The organism is Yoonia sp. 67-2 (assembly GCF_035117555.1).
GTDB lineage: Bacteria > Pseudomonadota > Alphaproteobacteria > Rhodobacterales > Rhodobacteraceae > Yoonia.
Map to the genome: position 1 here is coordinate 411992 of NZ_JAYKPK010000001.1, position 19831 is coordinate 431822.

Sequence of the window (19831 nt, forward strand, 5' to 3'; positions counted from 1 at the left end):
CTGGGCCATGACATATTGCGGTAACGTGGGGGCGACCTCACCTCAATGACAAGGCGCATGCGTGCGGCGTTCCCTTCTGACATTGGATTTTGCGCGTCTGGGCCGCTGGTTCCGCCAGCGACACGTGCAAAATGCACTGACCATGACATTGATCATCGCGGCGCCGGTGCTGGCGGCGCTGACCTATTTTGTCGTCGGGCCATTGGGGCAGGGTGCGTCATCGCCGCAATTGCAATTGGTCCTGCTGATCGACCTGATCTATGTGCTGATCGTGATGGCGCTGGTCATGCGGCTGGTGGCCAAGATGATTGCCGCAAGGCGCGCAAAGTCTGCCGGGTCACGGCTGCATCTGCGGCTGACCAGTGTTTTTGCGGTGTCCGCCCTGATCCCGACCGTGCTGGTCGCGGTGTTTTCGGTACTGCTGCTGTCGGTCGCATTGGACGGGTTGTTTTCAGAACCTGTGGGCAATGTGCTGCGCACCTCGCTCACCACCGCGCAGGCCTATGAAGAGGAGCATATCCACGACCTGACCCGCGATGCTGAAGGCCTGGCCAGTTACCTGAACCGTGAACGCCAACGCGATCTGTTCATGGATGACGGGGACGTCCGGCTGGCGCTGGCTGATGTGCAGGGCCAGATTGACCGCAGCCTGACCGAGGCTTTTGTCATCGACAGTGCGGGCGTGATCGCGGCCCGCGCGGTGGGGTCTTACGATTTCTATTATGAACAACCCAGCGCAGAGGAGTTCGCCCGCGCCCGTGCGGAACAGCTGCTGATCATCGAAGATCCGGCCAATAACGAATTCCGCGCGCTGATCCCGCTGCAAACCTTCCCGGACAGGTTTTTATATGTCACCCGCGCTGTGGACGGGAATGTGCTGGCCTTGCTGGATGAAACCACCGAAACCGTGCAGCAATATGAACAATTGGCCAGCGACCGGGGCCGGTTGCTGTTCCAGTTCGGGCTGCTGTATCTGGGGTTTGCGCTGATCCTGATCCTGGGCGCGATCTGGGGCGGGCTTTGGTTTGCCGAACGGCTGTCGCGGCCCATCGGACGCATGGTGACCGCATCGCAAAGGGTGGGTTCAGGCGATCTGGATGTGCGCGTGATCGAGGATGACGGCGACGATGAAATTTCGCAATTGGGCCATTATTTCAATCAGATGACCGGCCAGTTGAAAGGCCAGCGTGAGGCTTTGCTGGAAAGCAACCGGATGTCGGAACGGCGCAGGCGGCTGTTTGATTCTGTGCTGAGTTCGGTCACGTCGGGCGTTGTGGGCCTTGATGCGGATGGGCGGGTGACCTTTGTGAACCCGTCTGCCGGACGGTTATTGTCGGTCAGCGATGCCGCGGCGGATGCGTCTTTGTCGGTCGCTGTGCCGGAATTCGGGGCTTTGTTTGATGAGGTCCGCCAGTCCGGCCACGATTCCGTGCAGGATCAGATCAACCTGATCCGCAAAGGCCAGCAGGAAAGCCTGCTGGTGCGGATGTCGCCGCGCCGCACGGCGGAAGGCGCGCTGGAAGGCTATGTTGTCGCCTTTGACGATGTCACCGATCTGGTCAGCGCGCAGCGCATGGCCGCCTGGGGCGATGTTGCGCGGCGTATCGCGCATGAGATCAAAAACCCGCTGACCCCGATCCAACTGTCTGCTGAACGGATCAAACGCAAATTCCGCGCGCAGGTCGGCGATGATGTTGCCGCATTGGATCAGATGACCGATGTGATCATCCGCCAGACCAATGACTTGCGCCGCATTGTGGATGAGTTTTCCAAATTCGCGCGGATGCCGGAGCCGGTGTTGGTACTGAATGATTTAAGCAAAGTCGTCACCGATGCGGTGGCCTTGCAGCGTGCGGGCCAGCCAAAGGTCCGCATCACCGCCGATCTGCCGCAGGAGCCGGTGCTGGCGGATATGGATGCGACGATGATCAGTCAGGCCTTGCTGAACCTGATCAAGAATGCGGGCGAAGCGACTGAAACCTATATCGAAAAAAACGATGCTGAAGGTTATGAGGCAGAGGTCAGGATCGCGATGCATCAGGATGGCAACCGGGTTGCGATCACGATTTCCGACAATGGCATCGGGTTGCCCGAAGACAGGTTGCGTCTGTTTGAACCCTATGTGACGACACGCGACAAAGGCACCGGGCTGGGCCTGCCTATCGTCAAGAAGATCATCGAGGAACATGGCGGCAGTCTGACACTGACGGATGCTGATGTTTTCGAAGGCCAGACGCATCACGGTGCGCAGGCCATCATTCAGCTTCCGGCAGTGCCGGCGGCGACTTTAAAAGCAAAAATACCTGCATGAGGACGATATGGGCGATATCCTGATTACCGACGACGAACGCGATATCCGCGAACTGATCTCTGACATCCTGCGCGATGAAGGCTTTACCACGCGGTTGGCTGGCACTTCTGACGAATGTATGGCGCAGATCGCGACCGAAACACCGGCGCTGATGATCCTAGATATCTGGCTCAAGGACAGCAGCATGGATGGGATTGATATCCTGAAAGCGGTGAAGCGCGATCACCCCGAGGTGCCGATTGTCATTATTTCGGGCCATGGCAATATCGAAATTGCTGTCGCGGCAATCAAACAGGGTGCTTATGATTTCATCGAAAAGCCGTTCAATATCGACCAGTTGATGGTCGTTATTCGCCGTGCGATGGAAACCTCGCGCCTGCGTCGCGAGAACAGCGAACTCAAGCGCGGAGAAAGCGTTTCTGCGGAAATGATCGGCGAAAGTGCGGCCTTCCGCACGTTGAAATCGCAGCTGGACAAGGTGACCAAATCGAATGGCCGCGTGATGCTGACCGGGCCTGCCGGATCGGGCAAGGAGATTGCCGCGCGTTACATTCATGCCAATTCTGCCCGGGCCTCTGGCCCGTTTATCACCGTCAGTTCAGCCTCTGTCGCGCCTGACCGGATGGAAGAGGTGTTGTTTGGCCGTGAAGATGCCGGGCGCGGCATCGAACATGGCCTGCTGGAAGAGGCCAATGGCGGCGTCATCTATTTCGACGAAGTGGCCGATATGCCTTTGGGCACGCAGTCAAAAATCCTGCGGGTGCTGGTCGATCAGCGGTTCCAGCGGGTGGGTGGCAATGACAAGGTGCAGGTCGATCTGCGGGTGATCTCAAGCACCAACCGTGATCTGTCCGCTGCCATCGCCGCAGGTGTGTTCCGCGAAGAATTGTTTCATCGTCTGAATGTCGTGCCGATTGCGGTGCCCGCACTGGAAGAACGGCGTGAGGATATTCCGGTGCTGGCAGAACATTTCATTGCGCAGTTCAACACGGCGCAAGGCCTGCCATTGCGCAAACTGGCCGATGATGCGCGTGCGCTTTTGCAGACGATGCATTGGCCGGGCAACGTACGGCAGTTGAAGAACGTCATGGAACGTGTTCTGATTCTTGGCGAAAGCCGCGGCGAAATATCCGCCCGCGAATTGCCATCGACCGAGGATCATACCGATGATGACAGCCGGATCGTACTGGCCGGTGGGCTGGCCACCTTGCCTTTGCGCGAGGCGCGGGAGTTGTTTGAGCGTGAATATCTGCTGACCCAGATCAACCGTTTCGGCGGCAATATCAGCCGCACGGCGTCTTTTGTCGGGATGGAACGGTCTGCCTTGCATCGCAAGCTAAAGTCACTGGGAGTGGTCACCACCTCTAAATCGGGCGGGCGTGTCGCCTATCTTGAAGGTGATCTGGAATGAAAGTCATCATCTGTGGCGCGGGGCAGGTCGGCTGGCAGATCGCCCGGCATCTGTCGGGCGAAAAGAACGATGTCACCGTGGTGGACAATAATCCCGAACTGGTGCGCCGCGCGACAGATACGCTCGATGTGCAAGGGGTCGCGGGCTATGCCAGCCATCCGGATGTGCTGGAACGGGCGGGCGCGCGCGACGCCGATATGATCATCGCCGCGACCTATTCGGATGAGGTGAATATGGTCACCTGTCAGGTCGCGCATTCGGTTTTCGCCGTGCAGCGCAAGATTGCGCGTCTGCGGGCCCAGACCTATCTGGACCCCGCCTATTCCGATCTTTATCGCCGCGATCACCTGCCCATTGATGTGGTGATTTCACCAGAACGCGAAGTGGCCGAGGCCGCTTTGCAGCGCCTTGCTGCGCCTGCGGCTTTTGATACCGAAAGCTTTCTGGACGGGCGGGCGCAATTACTGGGGATCATGATCGAGGATGATTGCCCCGTCATCAACACGCCGCTGCGGCAATTGACCGATCTGTTTTCCACCCTGCGCGCCATTGTCGTGGGGATCAGGCGGGACGGGACATTGTTCGTCCCTTCGGCGGGCGATCAGATTTTTGCGGGCGATGCCTGTTATGTTTTCACCCATACGCAGGACCTGAACCGGACGTTAGAGATTTTCGGCAAGACTCAGGCCAAGCAGGAACGCATCGTCATCATCGGCGGCGGCAATGTCGGGCTGGGCGTCGCACTGGCGCTGGAAGCGCGGACCGACCGTGTCCGGGTCAAGGTCATTGAAAAAGACCGCAATGCCGCCGAACGCGCCGCCGATACGCTGGACCGGACCATCGTGCTGCATGGTGACGGGCTGGACACCGCCCTGCTGGATGAGGCCGGGATTGCCAATGCCGATGCGGTGCTGGCGGTCACGGATGATGACAAGACCAATCTGCTCGCCGCTGTCCGGGCCAAGGAAATGGGCTGCAAAATGGCGATCTCTCTGGTCAATGACCCGACTTTGGTGCCGCTGATGGGCCCGCTGGACATCGATGCCTATATCAACCCGCGTGCTACCACGGTCAGTTCGATCCTGCGCCATATCCGGCATGGCCGGGTGCGCGGTGTCTATTCCATCGGCGATGCCGAGGCCGAAGTGATCGAGGCGCAGGTGCTGGGCACCTCGCCCATTTCAGGGCAAAAGATCAAGGATGTCGATTTCCCCGAAGGCGTGCTGATCGGCGGCATGATGAAGGAAGGCAAGGTCATCCGCCCCACATCGGAAACCCGGATCGAAGAAGGCGATGTGATCGCCATTTTCGCCATGACCCCCGATGTGCCAGAGGTGGAACGGCTGTTGCAGGTCAGTATCGACTTTTTCTGATGCAGTGGATCATCCGCCTTCCGTTTTTTGTGGTGTTGATGGGGCTGGGTGCCATCGCCATGCTGTTGCCCGCGACCCATGCCGCCATCGTGCAGGATTTCACCACGATGCGGGTGTTTTTCTACGGTTTCATCCTGTTTTCGGTGCTGACCGTGCTGATCGCGCTGACAATGTCGAATTACGCGCCCAGCAACGTGGCGCGCAGCCAGTTGATCGGGCTGCTGGCGGCGTTTTCGGTCCTGCCATTGATGTTCGCCCTGCCGTTTTATGAGGCGGTGCGGAACACCAGCTTTTTTGACGCCTGGTTTGAAATGGTGTCGAGCTTTACCACAACAGGCGCCACCACCTATGAAAGGATCAGCGCATTGACCCCGTCGCAGCATCTGTGGCGCTCGACCGTAGGCTGGCTGGGGGGGCTTTTGGTCTGGATTACGGCGGTGTCGATCTTTGCCCCGATGAATCTGGGCGGGTTCGAGGTGCGCGCCACCGCGGCGGTCGGCAAAGGCACCACCGGCACCTTGACCCAGATCGGCGCGGTCAGTGACCCGTCTGAACGGCTGGTGCGCTATACGCTCGCGCTGACCCCGGTCTATATGGGGCTGACGCTGATGCTGTGGATCGGGCTGATGATGCTGGGCGAGCGACCTTATGTCGCACTGGCCCATGCCATGGCGGTGCTGTCCACATCCGGGATCACGCCGATCGGCGGGCTGAATTTCGCCGCCTCGGGGTTTCTGGGTGAGGTGCTGATTTTTGCTTTCTTTGCTTTTGCCCTGTCGCGGTTGACGTTTTCGCGCGGAATCACCGGCGAAAGAAATCAGGTTCTGTGGCGCGATCCTGAATTCATCACCGCCATCGTGCTGATTGTTCTGGTGACGTTGCTGCTGTTTGCGCGCCATTATACCGGGACACCGGACAGCAGCGGCTGGACCAGCCTGCGCAATGTTTTCACATCATTCTGGGGCGCTTTGTTCACCGTTACGTCTTTCCTGACGACGACGGGCTTTGAATCGCGCGCCTGGGACGGGGCGACAGATTGGTCGCGGCTCAGCACGCCCGGGCTGTTCCTGATCGGTCTGGCGCTGATCGGCGGCGGCGTGGCGACCACGGCGGGTGGCGTCAAGCTGTTGCGGATCTATGCCTTGTTCCGGCATCTGGAACGCGAACAGGAACGCCTCCTGTCACCGTCATCGGTGGGCGGCGGCGGGCGCGATGCGCGGCGCATCCGCAAACAGGGGGCCTATATTTCATGGGTGTTCTTCATGCTTTTCGCGCTCAGCATCGCGGGGGTCATGGTGCTGTTGTCGCTGACAGGTGTCGCCTTTGAAACCGGCATGGTGCTGGCTGTCGCGGCCTTGTCGACCACCGGGCCTTTGGCCGTGGTGGCCGCAGAAACCCCGATCCTTTATTCCGAACTGCCCGATGCGGCCAAGATGATCCTTGCAGGGGCCATGGTGCTGGGCCGGTTAGAGACATTGGCGATTATCGCGCTGTTCAATCCAGAGATCTGGCAGCGCTAGTCCTTGGTGCGCCTGTCTTTTTGGGGCTGGAAACTCTGCAATCAGCAGGACATACTAGAGCGGAATGGGGGGCCGGTCTGCGGTCACAAGAACAAAAAAAGGGTGTGGTTATGGCCGCCGATAAAGCAAATCTGCAAGATGCATTTCTGAACCACGTCCGCAAGACCAAGGTTCCGGTGACAATCTTTCTGGTGAACGGCGTCAAGTTGCAGGGTGTGATCACCTGGTTTGACAGTTTCTGCGTGCTGTTGCGGCGCGACGGTCAATCGCAGCTGGTCTATAAAAGCGCGATCTCGACGATCATGCCGGCGCAACCGATCAGCCTTTATGAAGGCGAAGAATAGTTTTGCAAGAACACGATAAGCCCGTCACACGGGCCTGGGTGCTGCACCCGGAACTCAAATCCGACCATACGCGCCGCGCGCCTGTGCCTGCCTTGGCCGAGGCGGTGGCGCTGGCTGCGGCCTTGCCTGACCTGGAAGTGGTTGGGTCCGATATCGTGCGCCTGCCCAAGATGCATGCGGGCAAATTGTTCGGAAAAGGCAAGATCGAGGAATTGAAAACCAGTTTTGCCGCTGCCGATGTTGAACTTGTGCTGGTCGATGGGCCGGTAACACCTGTGCAGCAGCGCAATCTGGAAAAGGCCTGGGGGGTCAAGCTGCTCGACCGAACCGGGCTGATTTTAGAGATTTTCAGCGACCGCGCCCGGACGTCCGAAGGTGTGTTGCAGGTCGAAATGGCGGCTTTGTCCTATCAACGCACAAGGCTGGTCCGCGCATGGACCCACCTTGAACGGCAGCGTGGCGGGCTTGGTTTCGTCGGTGGTCCCGGCGAAACCCAGATCGAGGCGGACAGACGCGCGATTGATGATCAATTGGTCCGACTGCGCCGTCAGCTGGACAAGGTTGGTCGCACCCGGGCGTTGCACCGGGCGTCACGCGCGAAAGTGCCGTTCCCGATTGTCGCTTTGGTGGGCTATACCAACGCGGGCAAATCGACCCTGTTCAACAGCCTGACCGGGGCGGATGTTTTCGCCAAGGACATGCTGTTTGCCACGCTTGATCCGACGATGCGCAAGATCACCTTGCCGACGGGCGATGAGATCATCATGTCCGATACAGTCGGTTTCATCTCTGATCTGCCGACAGAACTGGTGGCTGCGTTTCGTGCGACATTGGAAGAAGTGCTGGACGCCGATCTGATCCTGCATGTGCGCGATATAAGCCATGACCAGACCGAGGAACAATCCCGCGATGTCATGGCGATCCTGCAAAAGCTGGGTGTTGCCGAAGGCGCGCCTTTGATCGAGGTCTGGAACAAGGTCGATCTGCTGGAAGGCGAAGCGCGTGAGGCACGCGTCAATCAGGCCGCGCGCACGGATGATCTGTTCGCTGTCTCTGCGATTACGGGTGAGGGGATGGCGGCATTGCTGGCCGCGATCCCGGAAAAGCTGAAAGATCCACGCACCGAGGCTGTGCTGACGTTAGGCTTTGCCGATGGCCGCAAACGCGCGTGGCTGTTCGAGGCCGGGATTGTTACGCACGACGAACAGACAGAAGACGGCTATAAAATGACAGTGTTCTGGACCGCCTTGCAGGAAGAACGTTTCAACCGCCTCTGATCCTCATCTTCCGAGTATAAATATCCCCGCCGGAGGCTTAAAAGTTTTTACTCGGCGGGCTCCAAAACCGTGACCCCCACGGCTGCTGCGCGCGCCAGATCCGGGTCCAGCGACATCGGAATGTATTCACCGCGCCGCCACAGCTCGCCCAGATTGTCGTAATAGCGCGAGAACGGATGGCCTGATTGCCCGGTCGATGAGATGAAGACCGATGAATCCGGGTCGGCGAAATCATAGACCCCACGGAACCCTGCCGCATGGACGTTCTGGAATGGCGCAGGCCCGGTGCCACGGGTGCGGCCGCGCATCAGCGTGTTGTCATCGCCGCTGGTCGATTGGCGGATATTGACGATCCAGCCAAGGATCGGCGTGGTGCCAAGCACCGGATGGTCATGCGTTGCCTGATGAGCGTCGCCCCAGCGGACAGCCTCGATCGCGGGGCCGTGGTTTTCGGTGATCCAGATCAGCGCCTCGTCCAAGGCCTGACTTGCGATATCGGTGCAGGTCTCAACCGGGGCGGATTGGATGACGTCGCACCAGATGGATGCACCATCCACATCGCGGAAAATCCGTTCCAGAAACACCGGGTCCAGATGGGTGAATTCCGCGGCCAGCGGCCCCAGTTCATCGCGGATCACCCGCGCCTGAAACGCGCGCGCCCAGGCGGCATAGATCAGCGGTTCGGGCAGATGTTCGTTCATCTCACCATTCCAGGCCGCCAGCAGTTCCAGTGCGACCTGCCTGCGCCGTTCCGGCGTGCCATCGGGGGCGGCGTCACCGGTGAACCACAGATCGGCGCCCATGAAGGTCAGCAGGGTTCGGGCGGTGACGCTGACGGTATCCAGCTGCGCCTCGATGAAACTGTCGCGGGTATGCACCTCGCGCGCTTGCATCAGGTTGCGCCAGCGGATCACCCGCTGCGTGTCGCCCCAGTCAAAGGAGACGTGGTCGGGAAAGGGGCGGTCGATCATCTTGTTATTGGTATTGCCGACGATGCCGCCTTCGGGGTTCACGAAACGCGGGTTATCGGCATAGGGAAAGATACCCTGCCAGCGGTTTTCGGGCAGATAGCCGAAACTGGGGTAGCGGCCCTGACTTTGATGCGCCGCGTCACGGATCGGCATCGCGCCGATGGTCTGCATGGCGACACGGTTGCGGTCGGCCAGCGTGATATTCTGCGCCGGTGCGATATGGCCTTCACCTGCCGCAATCGCCTGAGTGACAGAGCGCGCGCGCATCAGCGCCATGGCTGAAGACATCGATGTATCTTGCTGCGACAGGGCGGTCCAGCCAATCGCCGTGACATGGCCCTGCGGGGTGATCGTGCCCAGATCGAACTGATCGGGCGGCATCACTGGCCCGTTTTCGGTCCAGCGCAGGCGGATCGTCACGGCGGGCTGGTCTTTGACATTGATGATGGACTCGCGGGCGCGGAAGTTTTTCCAGCCGTCGAGCCCGCGATATTGGTCGGGATTGTCGGGGTTGACCTGTTCCAGAAAGATATCCTGATCATCGACATTGGCCGTGGTCAGCCCCCAGCCCAGATTGGCGCTGCGCCCTGACAGGATCACCGGCACGCCGGGGATGGTGCCGCCGATCACGCCACCGTCCTGCAGTTCCAGCCGTGCCAGAAACCAGATGCTGGGTGCTGTCAGCCCCAGATGCGGGTCATTGGCCATCAAGGTGGACCCGGTAGCAGAACGTGTCGCATTGGAGGCCCAGGCGTTTGATGCGCCTGCCAAGGCGCGTGGCGGGACCGGCATCAACGGGTCATAGGCCATGCGGGTATTGGGCGTATAGTCCGGAACGCCCGGCACAAGTGCCGCATAGGAGGGCAGGGCCGCCACACCGCTGGTCGGATCATCCGGCAGGATATCGCGCAGACGGTCGGGGCTGACGATGAGTGAGGTGCGGGCGCGTAGCACTTCATTTTCAACGCCGGAGGTCAGTTGCAGCGCCATCAGTTTCAGAATCGCGATGGAATCGGCAGGTTGCCATGGGGCGATGGCATGGTTGAACAGCCACATTTCCGGCGCGCCGCGGCCCAAGGCACCTTTGTTCACCTCTGCGAGCCAGGCATTGACGCCATCGGCATAGGCTTCCAGCGCGGCAAGAGTTTCGGCGTCCTGTGCGGCGACAGAGGCTGTGGCGGCGGAATAAAGGTCATAGCGGCGCATAACCTCATCAATCCCGATTGTGCGGGTGCCGAACAGTTCTGACAGCCGTCCCTGCACAGTGCGGCGCAGCATCGTCATCTGCCACAGCCGGTCCTGCGCATGGGCATAGCCAAGGCCAAAGAAGACGTCAGGATCGCTGTCACCAAAGATATGCGGCACGTTGGCATTGTCGCGCACGATCTCGACCGGGGCGGAAATGCCGGGGACCTGTGCTGTGCCATTGTAATCGGGCAGCGAGCGTGTGGCGAAATAATAGGCCAGAGCGCCCAGCGCCACGACCAGCACGATAACCCCTGTGGTCAGTCTGACCAGCCACCGAAAGATCACGACCATAACGCCCTCGCCTGTCACCTCTGCCCCTTCTAGCAGGGCAGAGGTGAAGAACAAGTCACCGTTCGGGGATCAATCCACGCGGGCTGAACCGCAGCACGATCAGCATCAGCAGACCCATCGTCAGCAGGCGCATATGGGCGGCGGCATCGACCATCCGGGTCTGCATTGCGCTGCCATCGGCCAGACCGCTGGACAGCAGCTGCATCAGCGCCAGACCCATCGGTTCGACCTGCACCCAAAGCCACCAGATCAGGATACCGCCCAGCACGGCACCCCAATTGTTTCCCGAGCCGCCGACGATCACCATCACCCAGACAAGGAAGGTAAAGCGCAACGGCTGATAGCTGCCCGGCGTCAATTGCCCGTCGAGCGTGGTCATCATCGCCCCCGCAATGCCGCAAATGGCCGAGCCGAGGATGAAGATCTGCAGATGCCGCGCGGTGACATCCTTGCCCATGGCACGTGCCGCGGTTTCATTGTCGCGGATCGCGCGCATCATCCGGCCCCATGGGCTGTTCAGTGCTTTTTCCGCCATCCAGAGCAGGATCAGCAGCACGATGGCAAACAGGCCCGCATAGGCAAGTTTGGTATAGATCCCCGAGGCCCAGACCGGGTTCATCCCAAAGCTGAGCGCGCGTTCGACAAAGGCGGGGTCCTGCTGCAACTCAATCTCGAACGGGACAGGGCGGGGCAGGCCGATGACGTTTTTGACGCCGCGCGACAGCCAGTCTTCGTTTTTCAGGACGGCAATGATGATTTCGGCAATGCCCAGCGTCGCAATCGCCAGATAATCGGATCGCAGGCCAAGCGCTGTCTTGCCGATGACCCAGGCCGCCGCCCCGGCGAGCAAGCCGCCCACGGGCCATGCCAGCAGGATCGGGAGGTTCAAACCACCGATATTGCCGCTGACCGAAGGGTTGATCGCCTCGATCGCGACGACGCCGGGATCAAAGACGGCGCGGTAAACAAAGAAGCCGACAGTCAGAATTGCGATGGTCGTCAGATTGCGGATGCGGCCCTTTTGCATCCGGGTCTGCGCCAGCACGGCGGCTACGACAGTCGCGGCACCCAGTGTCAGCCCGATCAGAACATTCCAGCCCCCGGCGGCAAAAGCCCCCGGTGTCGGTGGTGTGGCGACCAGCACGGCGGCCAGACCGCCTAAGGCAACAAAGCCCATGACCCCGATATTGAACAGGCCGGCAAAGCCCCATTGCAGATTGACCCCCAGCGCCATGATCGCGGAAATCAGCCCCATATTGAGAATCAGCAGGGTGGAATTCCACCCCTGCACGAGGCCGGTCCCGATCATCAGGAGAGCGACGAAACCAAACAGCAGCGGTGCGCGGATTGCGGGGTTCATACGGATTGCCCTTTGAACAGGCCGGTCGGCTTGAAAAGCAAGACGATGATCAGGATCGCAAAGCTGACGGCGAATTTATAATCGGTTGACATAAGCTGGACCAAGCCATCAGGGGCAAGGTTTTCCGGTACGACATAGGTCAGCACCCGTTTCCACGCATAAGTCACGGTGACTTCGCTGAAGGCGATCACGAAACCACCGGCGATAGCGCCCAACGGATTGCCCAAACCCCCGACGATGGCGGCGGCAAAGATCGGCAGCAACAACTGGAAATAGGTGAAGGCTTTGAAGGATTTATCCAGCCCATAAAGCACGCCCGCCGTGGTGGCGAGGGCGGCGACAATCATCCATGTCACCTTGACCACCCAATCGGGGTTGATGCCGGATAACAGCGCCAGATCCTCGTTATCGGAAAAGGCGCGCATGGATTTGCCGGTGCGGGTCTTGTTCAGGAACCAGAACAACAGCGCCATGGCGATCAGGGCGACAACCACGGTAATGACCTGCGTGGTGCGGATGGCCAGCCCTTCGGCCAGCCCGGTGGCCTCACGGAACCCACCTGCGGTCACGACGAACCTTTCGCCATCGGCAAAATTGATATCACCCACGCCGATGATGAACCGCACGATCCCGTTCATGACGAACATGACACCCATCGAGACGATCACCAGAATGACCGGAGCCGCCTTTTTCACACGGTAGAATTTATAGACGGCCCAATCGGTGCCAAGCAGCAGCAGACAGCTGATCGCGATGCCAAAGGGCAGGGCGAGCAAGGCGGTCGGCAGCGGACCAAAGGTGATCCCCGCCGCCAGCAGCGCATTGGTGCCGATGATGGTGATCGCGGTGCCAAAGGCCATCGTGTCGCCATGGGCAAAGTTGGAAAACCGCAGGATGCCGTAGATCAGCGTGACACCCAAAGCACCCAAAGCAAGCTGCGCACCATAGGCCAGCCCCGGCACTATCACGAAATTGGCCAGCACGACGATGGCGTTGAGAAAATCCATTTAATTCACCAAATCTGCTAGTTGGGGGGCGCCGCAAAGATCCAGACACTGACGAACCAGTTCGCTGAGTGGTCCATATACAGGTACCCTGCCCAGTTTCGGTTGTTCACCGTAGCGAAGCCGATGAGACGTTAGTAAGTCTGAGATTATTGCCAGAATGTTCTCGTCGATCTGGGGCAAGTTTGCGTTGTTTGCCTTACAAGTGTCCCACAATTTCACAAGATCATGCCCTAGTTTCCGAACTTCATCTTCGTTGTTGCCGTTTTTAAGGAGAAGAGATTTTAAAGATAGCTCAATTGCGTGTGCGCAAAGTGTCATAACTGGCGGCGGCGCAGCCAACTCATAACCAGGCAGGAAGCCAATCTTTCTATCTGCATGATCAGCGCACTCAAAATTTAATCGTGCAAGATAAGCATAGTAATCTGCTCTATTGGTTGTATCGACTGAAAACACTCTATCCCCCAAGAAAGCTGCGGCGCACTTCGGGGTTTGCCAGCAATTCTTTGCCACTGCCGGTATGGGCGTTGCGGCCCTGCACCAAGACATAGGCTTTATCTGCGATTTCAAGCGCTTGGCGCGCGTTCTGTTCAACCATCAGGATCGGAATGCCGGTGCGCGCAACTTCGATGATCCGGTCGAACAATTCATCCATCACGATCGGGCTGACTCCGGCGGTCGGTTCGTCCAGCATCAAAACCTTGGGCTTGGTCATCAGCGCGCGGCCGACCGCGACCTGCTGGCGCTGCCCGCCGGACAATTCGCCCGCCGCCTGATGGCGCTTTTCCTTGAGGATCGGGAACAGATCATAGACCTGCATCATCGTATCGCGGAAATCATCACGGCGGATGAAGGCGCCCATTTCGAGGTTCTCTTCGACCGTCATCGAGGTGAAAATATTGGAGGTCTGCGGCACGAAACCCATGCCTTTGACCACCCGGTCCTGCGGTGTCAGCGTGGTGATATCCTCGCCATCCAGCAAGACACGGCCAGAGCGGACGTTCAGCATCCCGAACACCGCTTTCATCGCGGTGGATTTGCCGGCACCATTGGGGCCGACGATCACCGCAATTTCGCCGCGTTCCACGGCGATGGTACAATCGTGCAGGATATCGGGGCCTTTGCCATAGCCGCCGGTCATTGCCTCGCCAATCAGGAATGGGCTGCCCTGCGCGGCTGTGACCTTGCCGCTTTTGTTGCGTGGCATCTCGCTGCCTTGACCGGCGGGGTTGGTGATGGACCGGTCCTTGTTGCCACGACTGTCCTGATAGGCATTGCTCATGTGGCCACCATATCCTTGTTCTTCAGACCGGTGCCCAGATAGGCCTCGATCACCTGTTCATTGGCCTTGATCTCTGCCAGCGTGCCTTGCGCCAGCACGCGGCCTTCGGCCATGCAGATCACCGGATCGCAAAGCCGTTCAATGAAATCCATGTCATGTTCGATCACGACAAAGGTGTAGCCGCGTTCCTTGTTCAGCCGGATGATCGCATCGCCGATGGTATTGAGCAGGGTGCGGTTCACGCCTGCGCCGACCTCGTCGAGAAAGACGATCTTGGCATCGACCATCATTGTGCGCCCCAGTTCGAGCAGTTTTTTCTGCCCACCGGACAGATTGCCCGCGCGTTCGTCTTTCAGATGTTCAATGGTCAGGAATTCGATGACTTCATCGGCCTTGGCTCGCAAGGCGCGTTCTTCATCAGCGATCCGTTTGCGGCCAAACCATGCGTTCCAGAGCGTTTCACCCGATTGGTCCGCAGGCACCATCATCAGGTTTTCGCGGACGGACATGGATGAAAATTCATGCGCGATCTGAAAGGTACGCAGTAACCCTTTGTGAAACAACTGATGCGGTTCCAGGCCTGTGATGTCTTCGCCCATCATCGTGACGCGCCCGGAGGTTGGTTTCAGAACACCGGCGATGACATTGAAAAGCGTGGTTTTTCCGGCCCCGTTTGGACCGATGAGCCCGGTAATGGACCCTTGTTCGATGCGCAAGGATGCCCCATCGACAGCGTGAAAACCACCAAAGGTCTTCACCAGATTTTCAACGACGATCATTTTTGCTCCCCGCGCGCGGACGTTATCGCCCGTCTTGCTTTGAAAAGCGGCGCAAGGCGTGATGCCCTGCGCCGCTTCGATTCCGATCAGGTGGAATTAACGGTAACCGACGGTGGAGTAAACGCCATCCACGAATTCGATTTCCTGATAATTGCCAGCGGATTCGCCGGGCCCGATCAGTTCCACGGCAGAGGCACCTTCGTAGTTGATGTCTTCACCAGCGGCGATCAGTTCCAGCGCCTTGGCCAGTTCGCCCGGATAGATCATTTCGCCCGGTTCGTTGGCGACGTCCATGACGTGGTCTTTGTAGACAGCGGAATCGGTCGACTCAGCTTTCGCCATCGCCAGCATGATCAGCGCGGCAGCGTCATAGGATTCAGGCGCAAAGGTGCTGGTGCCGTCAAAGCCAGCCGCTTCGGCCAGATCGACGAACAGCGCCGCACCCGGGCTGTCGGTGCCGGGGTAGGAGCCGAAGGTGCCGTCAATTTCGGAGCCGAAACGGTCGTTCAGCGCGGCACCGACCATGCCGTCGGGCAGGTAGAATGTGTCGAAGGCGCCGGTGTCGAGTGCGGCACGGATCACGCCGGACCCGCCTTGGTCGACGTAGCCCGCGACAACCAGCAAGTCACCACCGGCGGATGCCAAGGCGCCGACTTCAGCAGAGTAATCGGCCTTGCCGTCTTCATGCGCTGCAGAGATCGTCACAGTGCCACCTGCAGCCTCAAATTCGGCCTGGAATGCATCGGCGAGACCTTTGCCGTAATCATTGTTGGTATAGGTGATTGCGACGCTGTCGAAACCCCGATCCTGAATGATTTCGGTCATGATCACGCCCTGACGCGCGTCAGAGGGGGCGGTGCGGAAGAACAAACCATCATCTTCGGCAGTGGACAGGCCGGGCGAGGTGGCGGAAGGCGAGATCATCACGATCCCATTGGGCCGCGCTGCGTTTGCAAGGATCGCGCCGGTCACGCCCGAACAATCCGCGCCCATGATGGCATTGACTGCATCCGAGGTGATCAGACGTTCAGCAGCCGCCGTTGCGGCAGCGGCATCAAGGCAGGTGCTGTCTGCACGGACGGATTCGACCGCAGCGCCATCCAGCAACAGGCCGGATTCGGTGACTTCGGCCATCGCCAGTTCGGCACCGGCTGCCATCGCAGGCGTGATCGATTCCAGCGGGCCGGTAAAGCCCAGGATCACACCGATCTTGACGTCCTGCGCAAATGCGCCGCTCGCGATCAGTGTCATGGCGGTCGTTGCCATCATCAGTTTTTTCATTGTCGTCTCCCTTATTGGATATTTTTACCCTGCGGCGCAGATTAGCAGGGTGTTTCCAAAAGGAAAGGCTGAACCAAAAGTGATTTGGCCTTTAAACTCGCCTTGATTCAGTGAATTATCCGTTGCCCTTGCGTCACTCAGGCAGGCGAGCCGCGTGGCTGCCGCGTTCGCGATATGGTGTGGTATCGTAATGCGACCGATAGCATTTGGAAAAATGCGAAGGCGAGGCAAAACCGCAGGCCAGCGCCACATTGATCACCGTCATATCGGTCTGCATCAAGAGATTACGCGCCTTTTGCAACCGCAGTTCCATGTAGTACCGCTTCGGGCTGCGGGCCAGATAGCGGCGGAACAGCCGTTCCAGCTGCCGCGTCGACATGCCCACGTCGCGCGCCAGCACGGCAGGGCTGATCGGTTCTTCGATATTGCCTTCCATCAGCTGGATCACCCGCGACAGTTTGGGATGACGCACGCCGATGCGGGTGGGGATCGACAGGCGCTGCGTGTCTTGATCAGTGCGGATCGCGGAATAGATCAGGATATCGGCAACGGCATTGGCCAGATCCTCGCTGAAGTGATCGGCGATCAGTTTCAGCATCAGATCAATGGACGCCGTGCCGCCAGCGGTGGTGATCCGGTTGCCGTCCACCACGAACACCGATTTGGTCAGGATCACATCTTCGAATTCTTCGGCAAAACTGTCCTGATTCTCCCAATGGATCGTCGCGCGTTTCCCGTCGAGCAGCCCGGCCTTGGCCATTGTATAGCCAGCGGTGCAAAGCCCCGCGACCTGCACACCGCGCCGCGCCTCGCGCCGGAGCCAGTTGAGGATGCGTTTGCTGGTGGCTTTCTGCACATCGAGCCCACTGCACAACATGATCGTGTCGTCACGATCGAGTTCGATCAGGTCGGATTCCAGCTTGAAGGCGCAGCCGTTGGAGCAGGTGGCGATATCGCCGCCATCACCGATGATCACCCAATCGTAAATCTGCTTGCCCGCCGTGCGGTTGGCGATGCGCAGGCTTTCCACCGCGCAGGCGAAACACAGCATGGTAAACTGATCCATCAGCACAAAGACAAACCGGCGCGGTTTCGCGACAGGGCCGACATCGATGATCTGGGGGGCTTGGCTCATGGCGATTTACTTTGGCTGGGACGTCGCGGGACATCACCAGTTTTCCTCTTGCGCGACAAGGGCAAATGTCGGTGGTGCAGATTGGCATTGGCCCTGCCGGATAGGCGCGCTATACCACGCGGGCAAAAAGCGAAATAGTTGACTGGAGCAAGACCATGACTGACTGGCAGAAATCGGACTGGCGCAAAAAGCCACGAGTCCAGATGCCCGATTATACCGACGCGGCAGCGTTGTCGGCTGTCGAGGCGCGTCTTGCCAGCTATCCTCCGCTCGTTTTTGCAGGTGAAGCGCGCAAGCTGAAAAAGCAGCTTGCTGCCGTCAGCCGGGGTGAGGCGTTCATGCTGCAAGGCGGCGATTGTGCCGAAAGTTTTGCGGAATTTTCCGCCAATGGTATCCGCGACACGTTCAAGGTGCTGTTGCAGATGGCGATGGTGCTGACCTATGGCGCGAAAGTGCCGGTGGTGAAAATCGGCCGGATGGCGGGCCAGATGGCCAAGCCACGCTCCGCACCGACCGAGGTGATCGATGGCGTGGAATTGCCCAGCTACCGTGGCGATATCATCAACGGTTTCGATTTCACGCCAGAGGCGCGCAACCCTGATCCAGAGCGGATGTTGCAGGCCTATCTGCAAGCTGCCGCCACGCTGAACCTTTTGCGCGCCTTTTCGACGGGTGGCTTTGCCAATGTGCATCAGGTGCATCAATGGACGCTCGGCTTTACCGATGCCAATGAAGTGCAGAAATATTCCGACATGGCCAGCCGGATCACCGATACGCTGGATTTCATGCAGGCTGCCGGTCTGACGACAGATACGAACCATGAATTGCAGACGGTGGATTTCTATACCAGCCACGAAGCTTTGTTGTTGGAATATGAAGAGGCGCTCTGCCGTCTGGATTCCACATCGGGCAAGATGCTGGCAGGCTCGGGCCATATGATCTGGATCGGCGACCGCACGCGGCAGCCGGATGGCGCGCATGTCGAATTCTGCAAAGGTGTGATGAACCCGATTGGCCTGAAATGTGGCCCGTCGATGACATCGGGGCATCTGAAGGCGCTGATGGCGTCGCTGAACCCCGACAATGAGCCGGGCCGTCTGACGCTGATCGCCCGCTTTGGCGCAGGGGCGGTGGGTGATCACCTGCCACGTCTGATCCGTGCGGTTGAGGAAGAAGGCGCCAATGTCGTCTGGACCTGTGACGCGATGCACGGCAATACGATCAAATCCTCGACCGGCTATAAAACCCGGCCGTTTGAATCGGTGCTGCGCGAGGTGAAGGAATTCTTTGCCATCCACAATGCCGAAGGCACGATCCCCGGCGGTGTGCATTTCGAGATGACTGGCGCAGATGTCACCGAATGCACCGGCGGCGTGCGGGCTGTGACGGATGAGGATCTGTCAGACCGCTATCACACCGCCTGCGATCCACGCCTGAACGCCTCTCAATCTTTGGAACTGGCGTTTCTTGTGGCGGAAGAGCTTTCCGCCCGCCGTAACAAGATCGGCCAGGCCAAGGCCAGTTGATCAGGCGTTATTGACGATTAATCGCAAAGCCGGGCGTATCGCGTCCGGCTTTTGCTGTGGTGAAGGCTGGCTGCTGACCAGTCCGATAGCCAGACTGTCGATCCGCAGCGTCCGTCCGGGAGCCAGATCAAACCGTCTTGGCGCATTGCCTGTCACTGGCTTGGTCACCAAGGCCCCCAGCACCCGGCTGGTCTTGCCCTGATCGTCGCGCAGGGGCAGCAGCATTATTCTGCCTGCCAGCGCTGGGTGAAACAGCTGCGCCGGTGCGATCAGATCGGCAGCGATGATCGCAGGCCGGACAAAGGCGGTTTCCACCAGATCGGACAGCGCGTCGCGGCTGCCGGGTGCGAACAGGATGCTGACCGGCATGCCGCGCGCATCCATCCGCAGCAGATCATGGATGCGTTGTCCTGCCACCCGCATGCGCGCGACACCGGGGGCGACCCTTTGCAGGACAAAGGCATAGGGCAAGGCCGCGTCGATCTGATCTGGCGCGATATCATTACGCGCTGGAATACGCCGGGCATGGCGCAAGGATTGCCAATAGGCTTCAAGACTGCGTAAAATCGGACAATCGGCGCCTGGCAGACTGTCGCGCCCGTTTTCGGGATGATCGCGCGTTGGTGACATGAGACCCTCGGAACTGAAAAACACCATTCCGTTCGGAATGGACACACTATTTACACCGCCAGACATAGCTTAAGTATCCGGCAACTTC

At 59.3% G+C, this 19831-nt stretch carries 15 protein-coding genes; 7 read left to right on the forward strand and 8 right to left on the reverse strand.

The window, feature by feature from the left end; genetic code table 11:
• Positions 1–142: 142 nt before the first annotated feature.
• The 6 genes from VOY09_RS02140 to hflX all read left to right on the forward strand — a co-directional run bounded on the left by VOY09_RS02140 (position 143) and on the right by hflX (position 8236).
• Entirely contained in the window at positions 143–2311 is a 2169-nt protein-coding gene (locus tag VOY09_RS02140) for a PAS domain-containing sensor histidine kinase (protein ID WP_322892948.1), read from the forward strand.
• 7 nt (positions 2312–2318) lie between these two features.
• Positions 2319–3722: a sigma-54 dependent transcriptional regulator gene (locus VOY09_RS02145; RefSeq protein ID WP_322892531.1), complete on the forward strand. Its 1404-nt coding sequence runs from the start codon at positions 2319–2321 to the stop codon at positions 3720–3722.
• Entirely contained in the window at positions 3719–5095 is a 1377-nt protein-coding gene (trkA, locus tag VOY09_RS02150; protein ID WP_322892530.1) for a Trk system potassium transporter TrkA, read from the forward strand. Before VOY09_RS02145 ends, trkA begins: the two co-directional genes overlap by 4 nt.
• Positions 5095–6615, forward strand: coding sequence for a TrkH family potassium uptake protein (locus VOY09_RS02155; protein WP_322892529.1), 1521 nt, complete (start codon positions 5095–5097; stop codon positions 6613–6615). The genes trkA and VOY09_RS02155 overlap by 1 nt, the downstream gene beginning before the upstream one ends.
• Positions 6616–6725: 110 nt before the next feature.
• Positions 6726–6959 carry an RNA chaperone Hfq gene (gene hfq, locus VOY09_RS02160; protein WP_007204924.1) on the forward strand — a complete coding sequence of 78 codons (234 nt, stop codon included), beginning with the start codon at positions 6726–6728 and terminating at the stop codon, positions 6957–6959.
• Between the two features lie 2 nt (positions 6960–6961).
• Entirely contained in the window at positions 6962–8236 is a 1275-nt protein-coding gene (gene hflX, locus VOY09_RS02165; RefSeq protein WP_322892528.1) for a GTPase HflX, read from the forward strand.
• A 47-nt stretch (positions 8237–8283) separates the two neighbouring features.
• Here hflX and VOY09_RS02170 read toward each other — a convergent pair whose 3' ends face one another.
• The 7 genes from VOY09_RS02170 to VOY09_RS02200 form a co-directional block, all read right to left on the reverse strand.
• Positions 8284–10746 (reverse strand): penicillin acylase family protein, encoded by a 2463-nt coding sequence (locus tag VOY09_RS02170; RefSeq protein WP_322892527.1) that lies wholly within the window; start codon positions 10744–10746, stop codon positions 8284–8286.
• A 55-nt stretch (positions 10747–10801) separates the two neighbouring features.
• Positions 10802–12106 carry a branched-chain amino acid ABC transporter permease gene (locus tag VOY09_RS02175; protein ID WP_322892526.1) on the reverse strand — a complete coding sequence of 435 codons (1305 nt, stop codon included), beginning with the start codon at positions 12104–12106 and terminating at the stop codon, positions 10802–10804.
• Positions 12103–13113 (reverse strand): branched-chain amino acid ABC transporter permease, encoded by a 1011-nt coding sequence (locus tag VOY09_RS02180; RefSeq protein ID WP_322892525.1) that lies wholly within the window; start codon positions 13111–13113, stop codon positions 12103–12105. The genes VOY09_RS02175 and VOY09_RS02180 overlap by 4 nt, the downstream gene beginning before the upstream one ends.
• A gap of 454 nt (positions 13114–13567) precedes the next feature.
• Entirely contained in the window at positions 13568–14392 is an 825-nt protein-coding gene (locus VOY09_RS02185) for an ABC transporter ATP-binding protein (RefSeq protein WP_322892523.1), read from the reverse strand.
• Entirely contained in the window at positions 14389–15171 is a 783-nt protein-coding gene (locus VOY09_RS02190) for an ABC transporter ATP-binding protein (RefSeq protein ID WP_322892522.1), read from the reverse strand. The genes VOY09_RS02185 and VOY09_RS02190 overlap by 4 nt, the downstream gene beginning before the upstream one ends.
• Before the next feature lie 96 nt (positions 15172–15267).
• Positions 15268–16452: an ABC transporter substrate-binding protein gene (locus VOY09_RS02195; RefSeq protein ID WP_322892521.1), complete on the reverse strand. Its 1185-nt coding sequence runs from the start codon at positions 16450–16452 to the stop codon at positions 15268–15270.
• 133 nt (positions 16453–16585) lie between these two features.
• Positions 16586–17587 carry a GlxA family transcriptional regulator gene (locus VOY09_RS02200; RefSeq protein ID WP_322892520.1) on the reverse strand — a complete coding sequence of 334 codons (1002 nt, stop codon included), beginning with the start codon at positions 17585–17587 and terminating at the stop codon, positions 16586–16588.
• 155 nt (positions 17588–17742) lie between these two features.
• Between VOY09_RS02200 and VOY09_RS02205 the strand changes: the two genes are divergently transcribed.
• A complete protein-coding gene (locus VOY09_RS02205; protein ID WP_322892519.1) occupies positions 17743–19113 on the forward strand; it encodes a class II 3-deoxy-7-phosphoheptulonate synthase in 1371 nt (456 codons plus the stop codon).
• On the opposite strand, the gene VOY09_RS02210 is transcribed toward VOY09_RS02205, so the two are convergent.
• A complete protein-coding gene (locus VOY09_RS02210) occupies positions 19114–19743 on the reverse strand; it encodes a PAS domain-containing protein (protein ID WP_322892518.1) in 630 nt (209 codons plus the stop codon).
• Positions 19744–19831 lie beyond the last annotated feature (88 nt).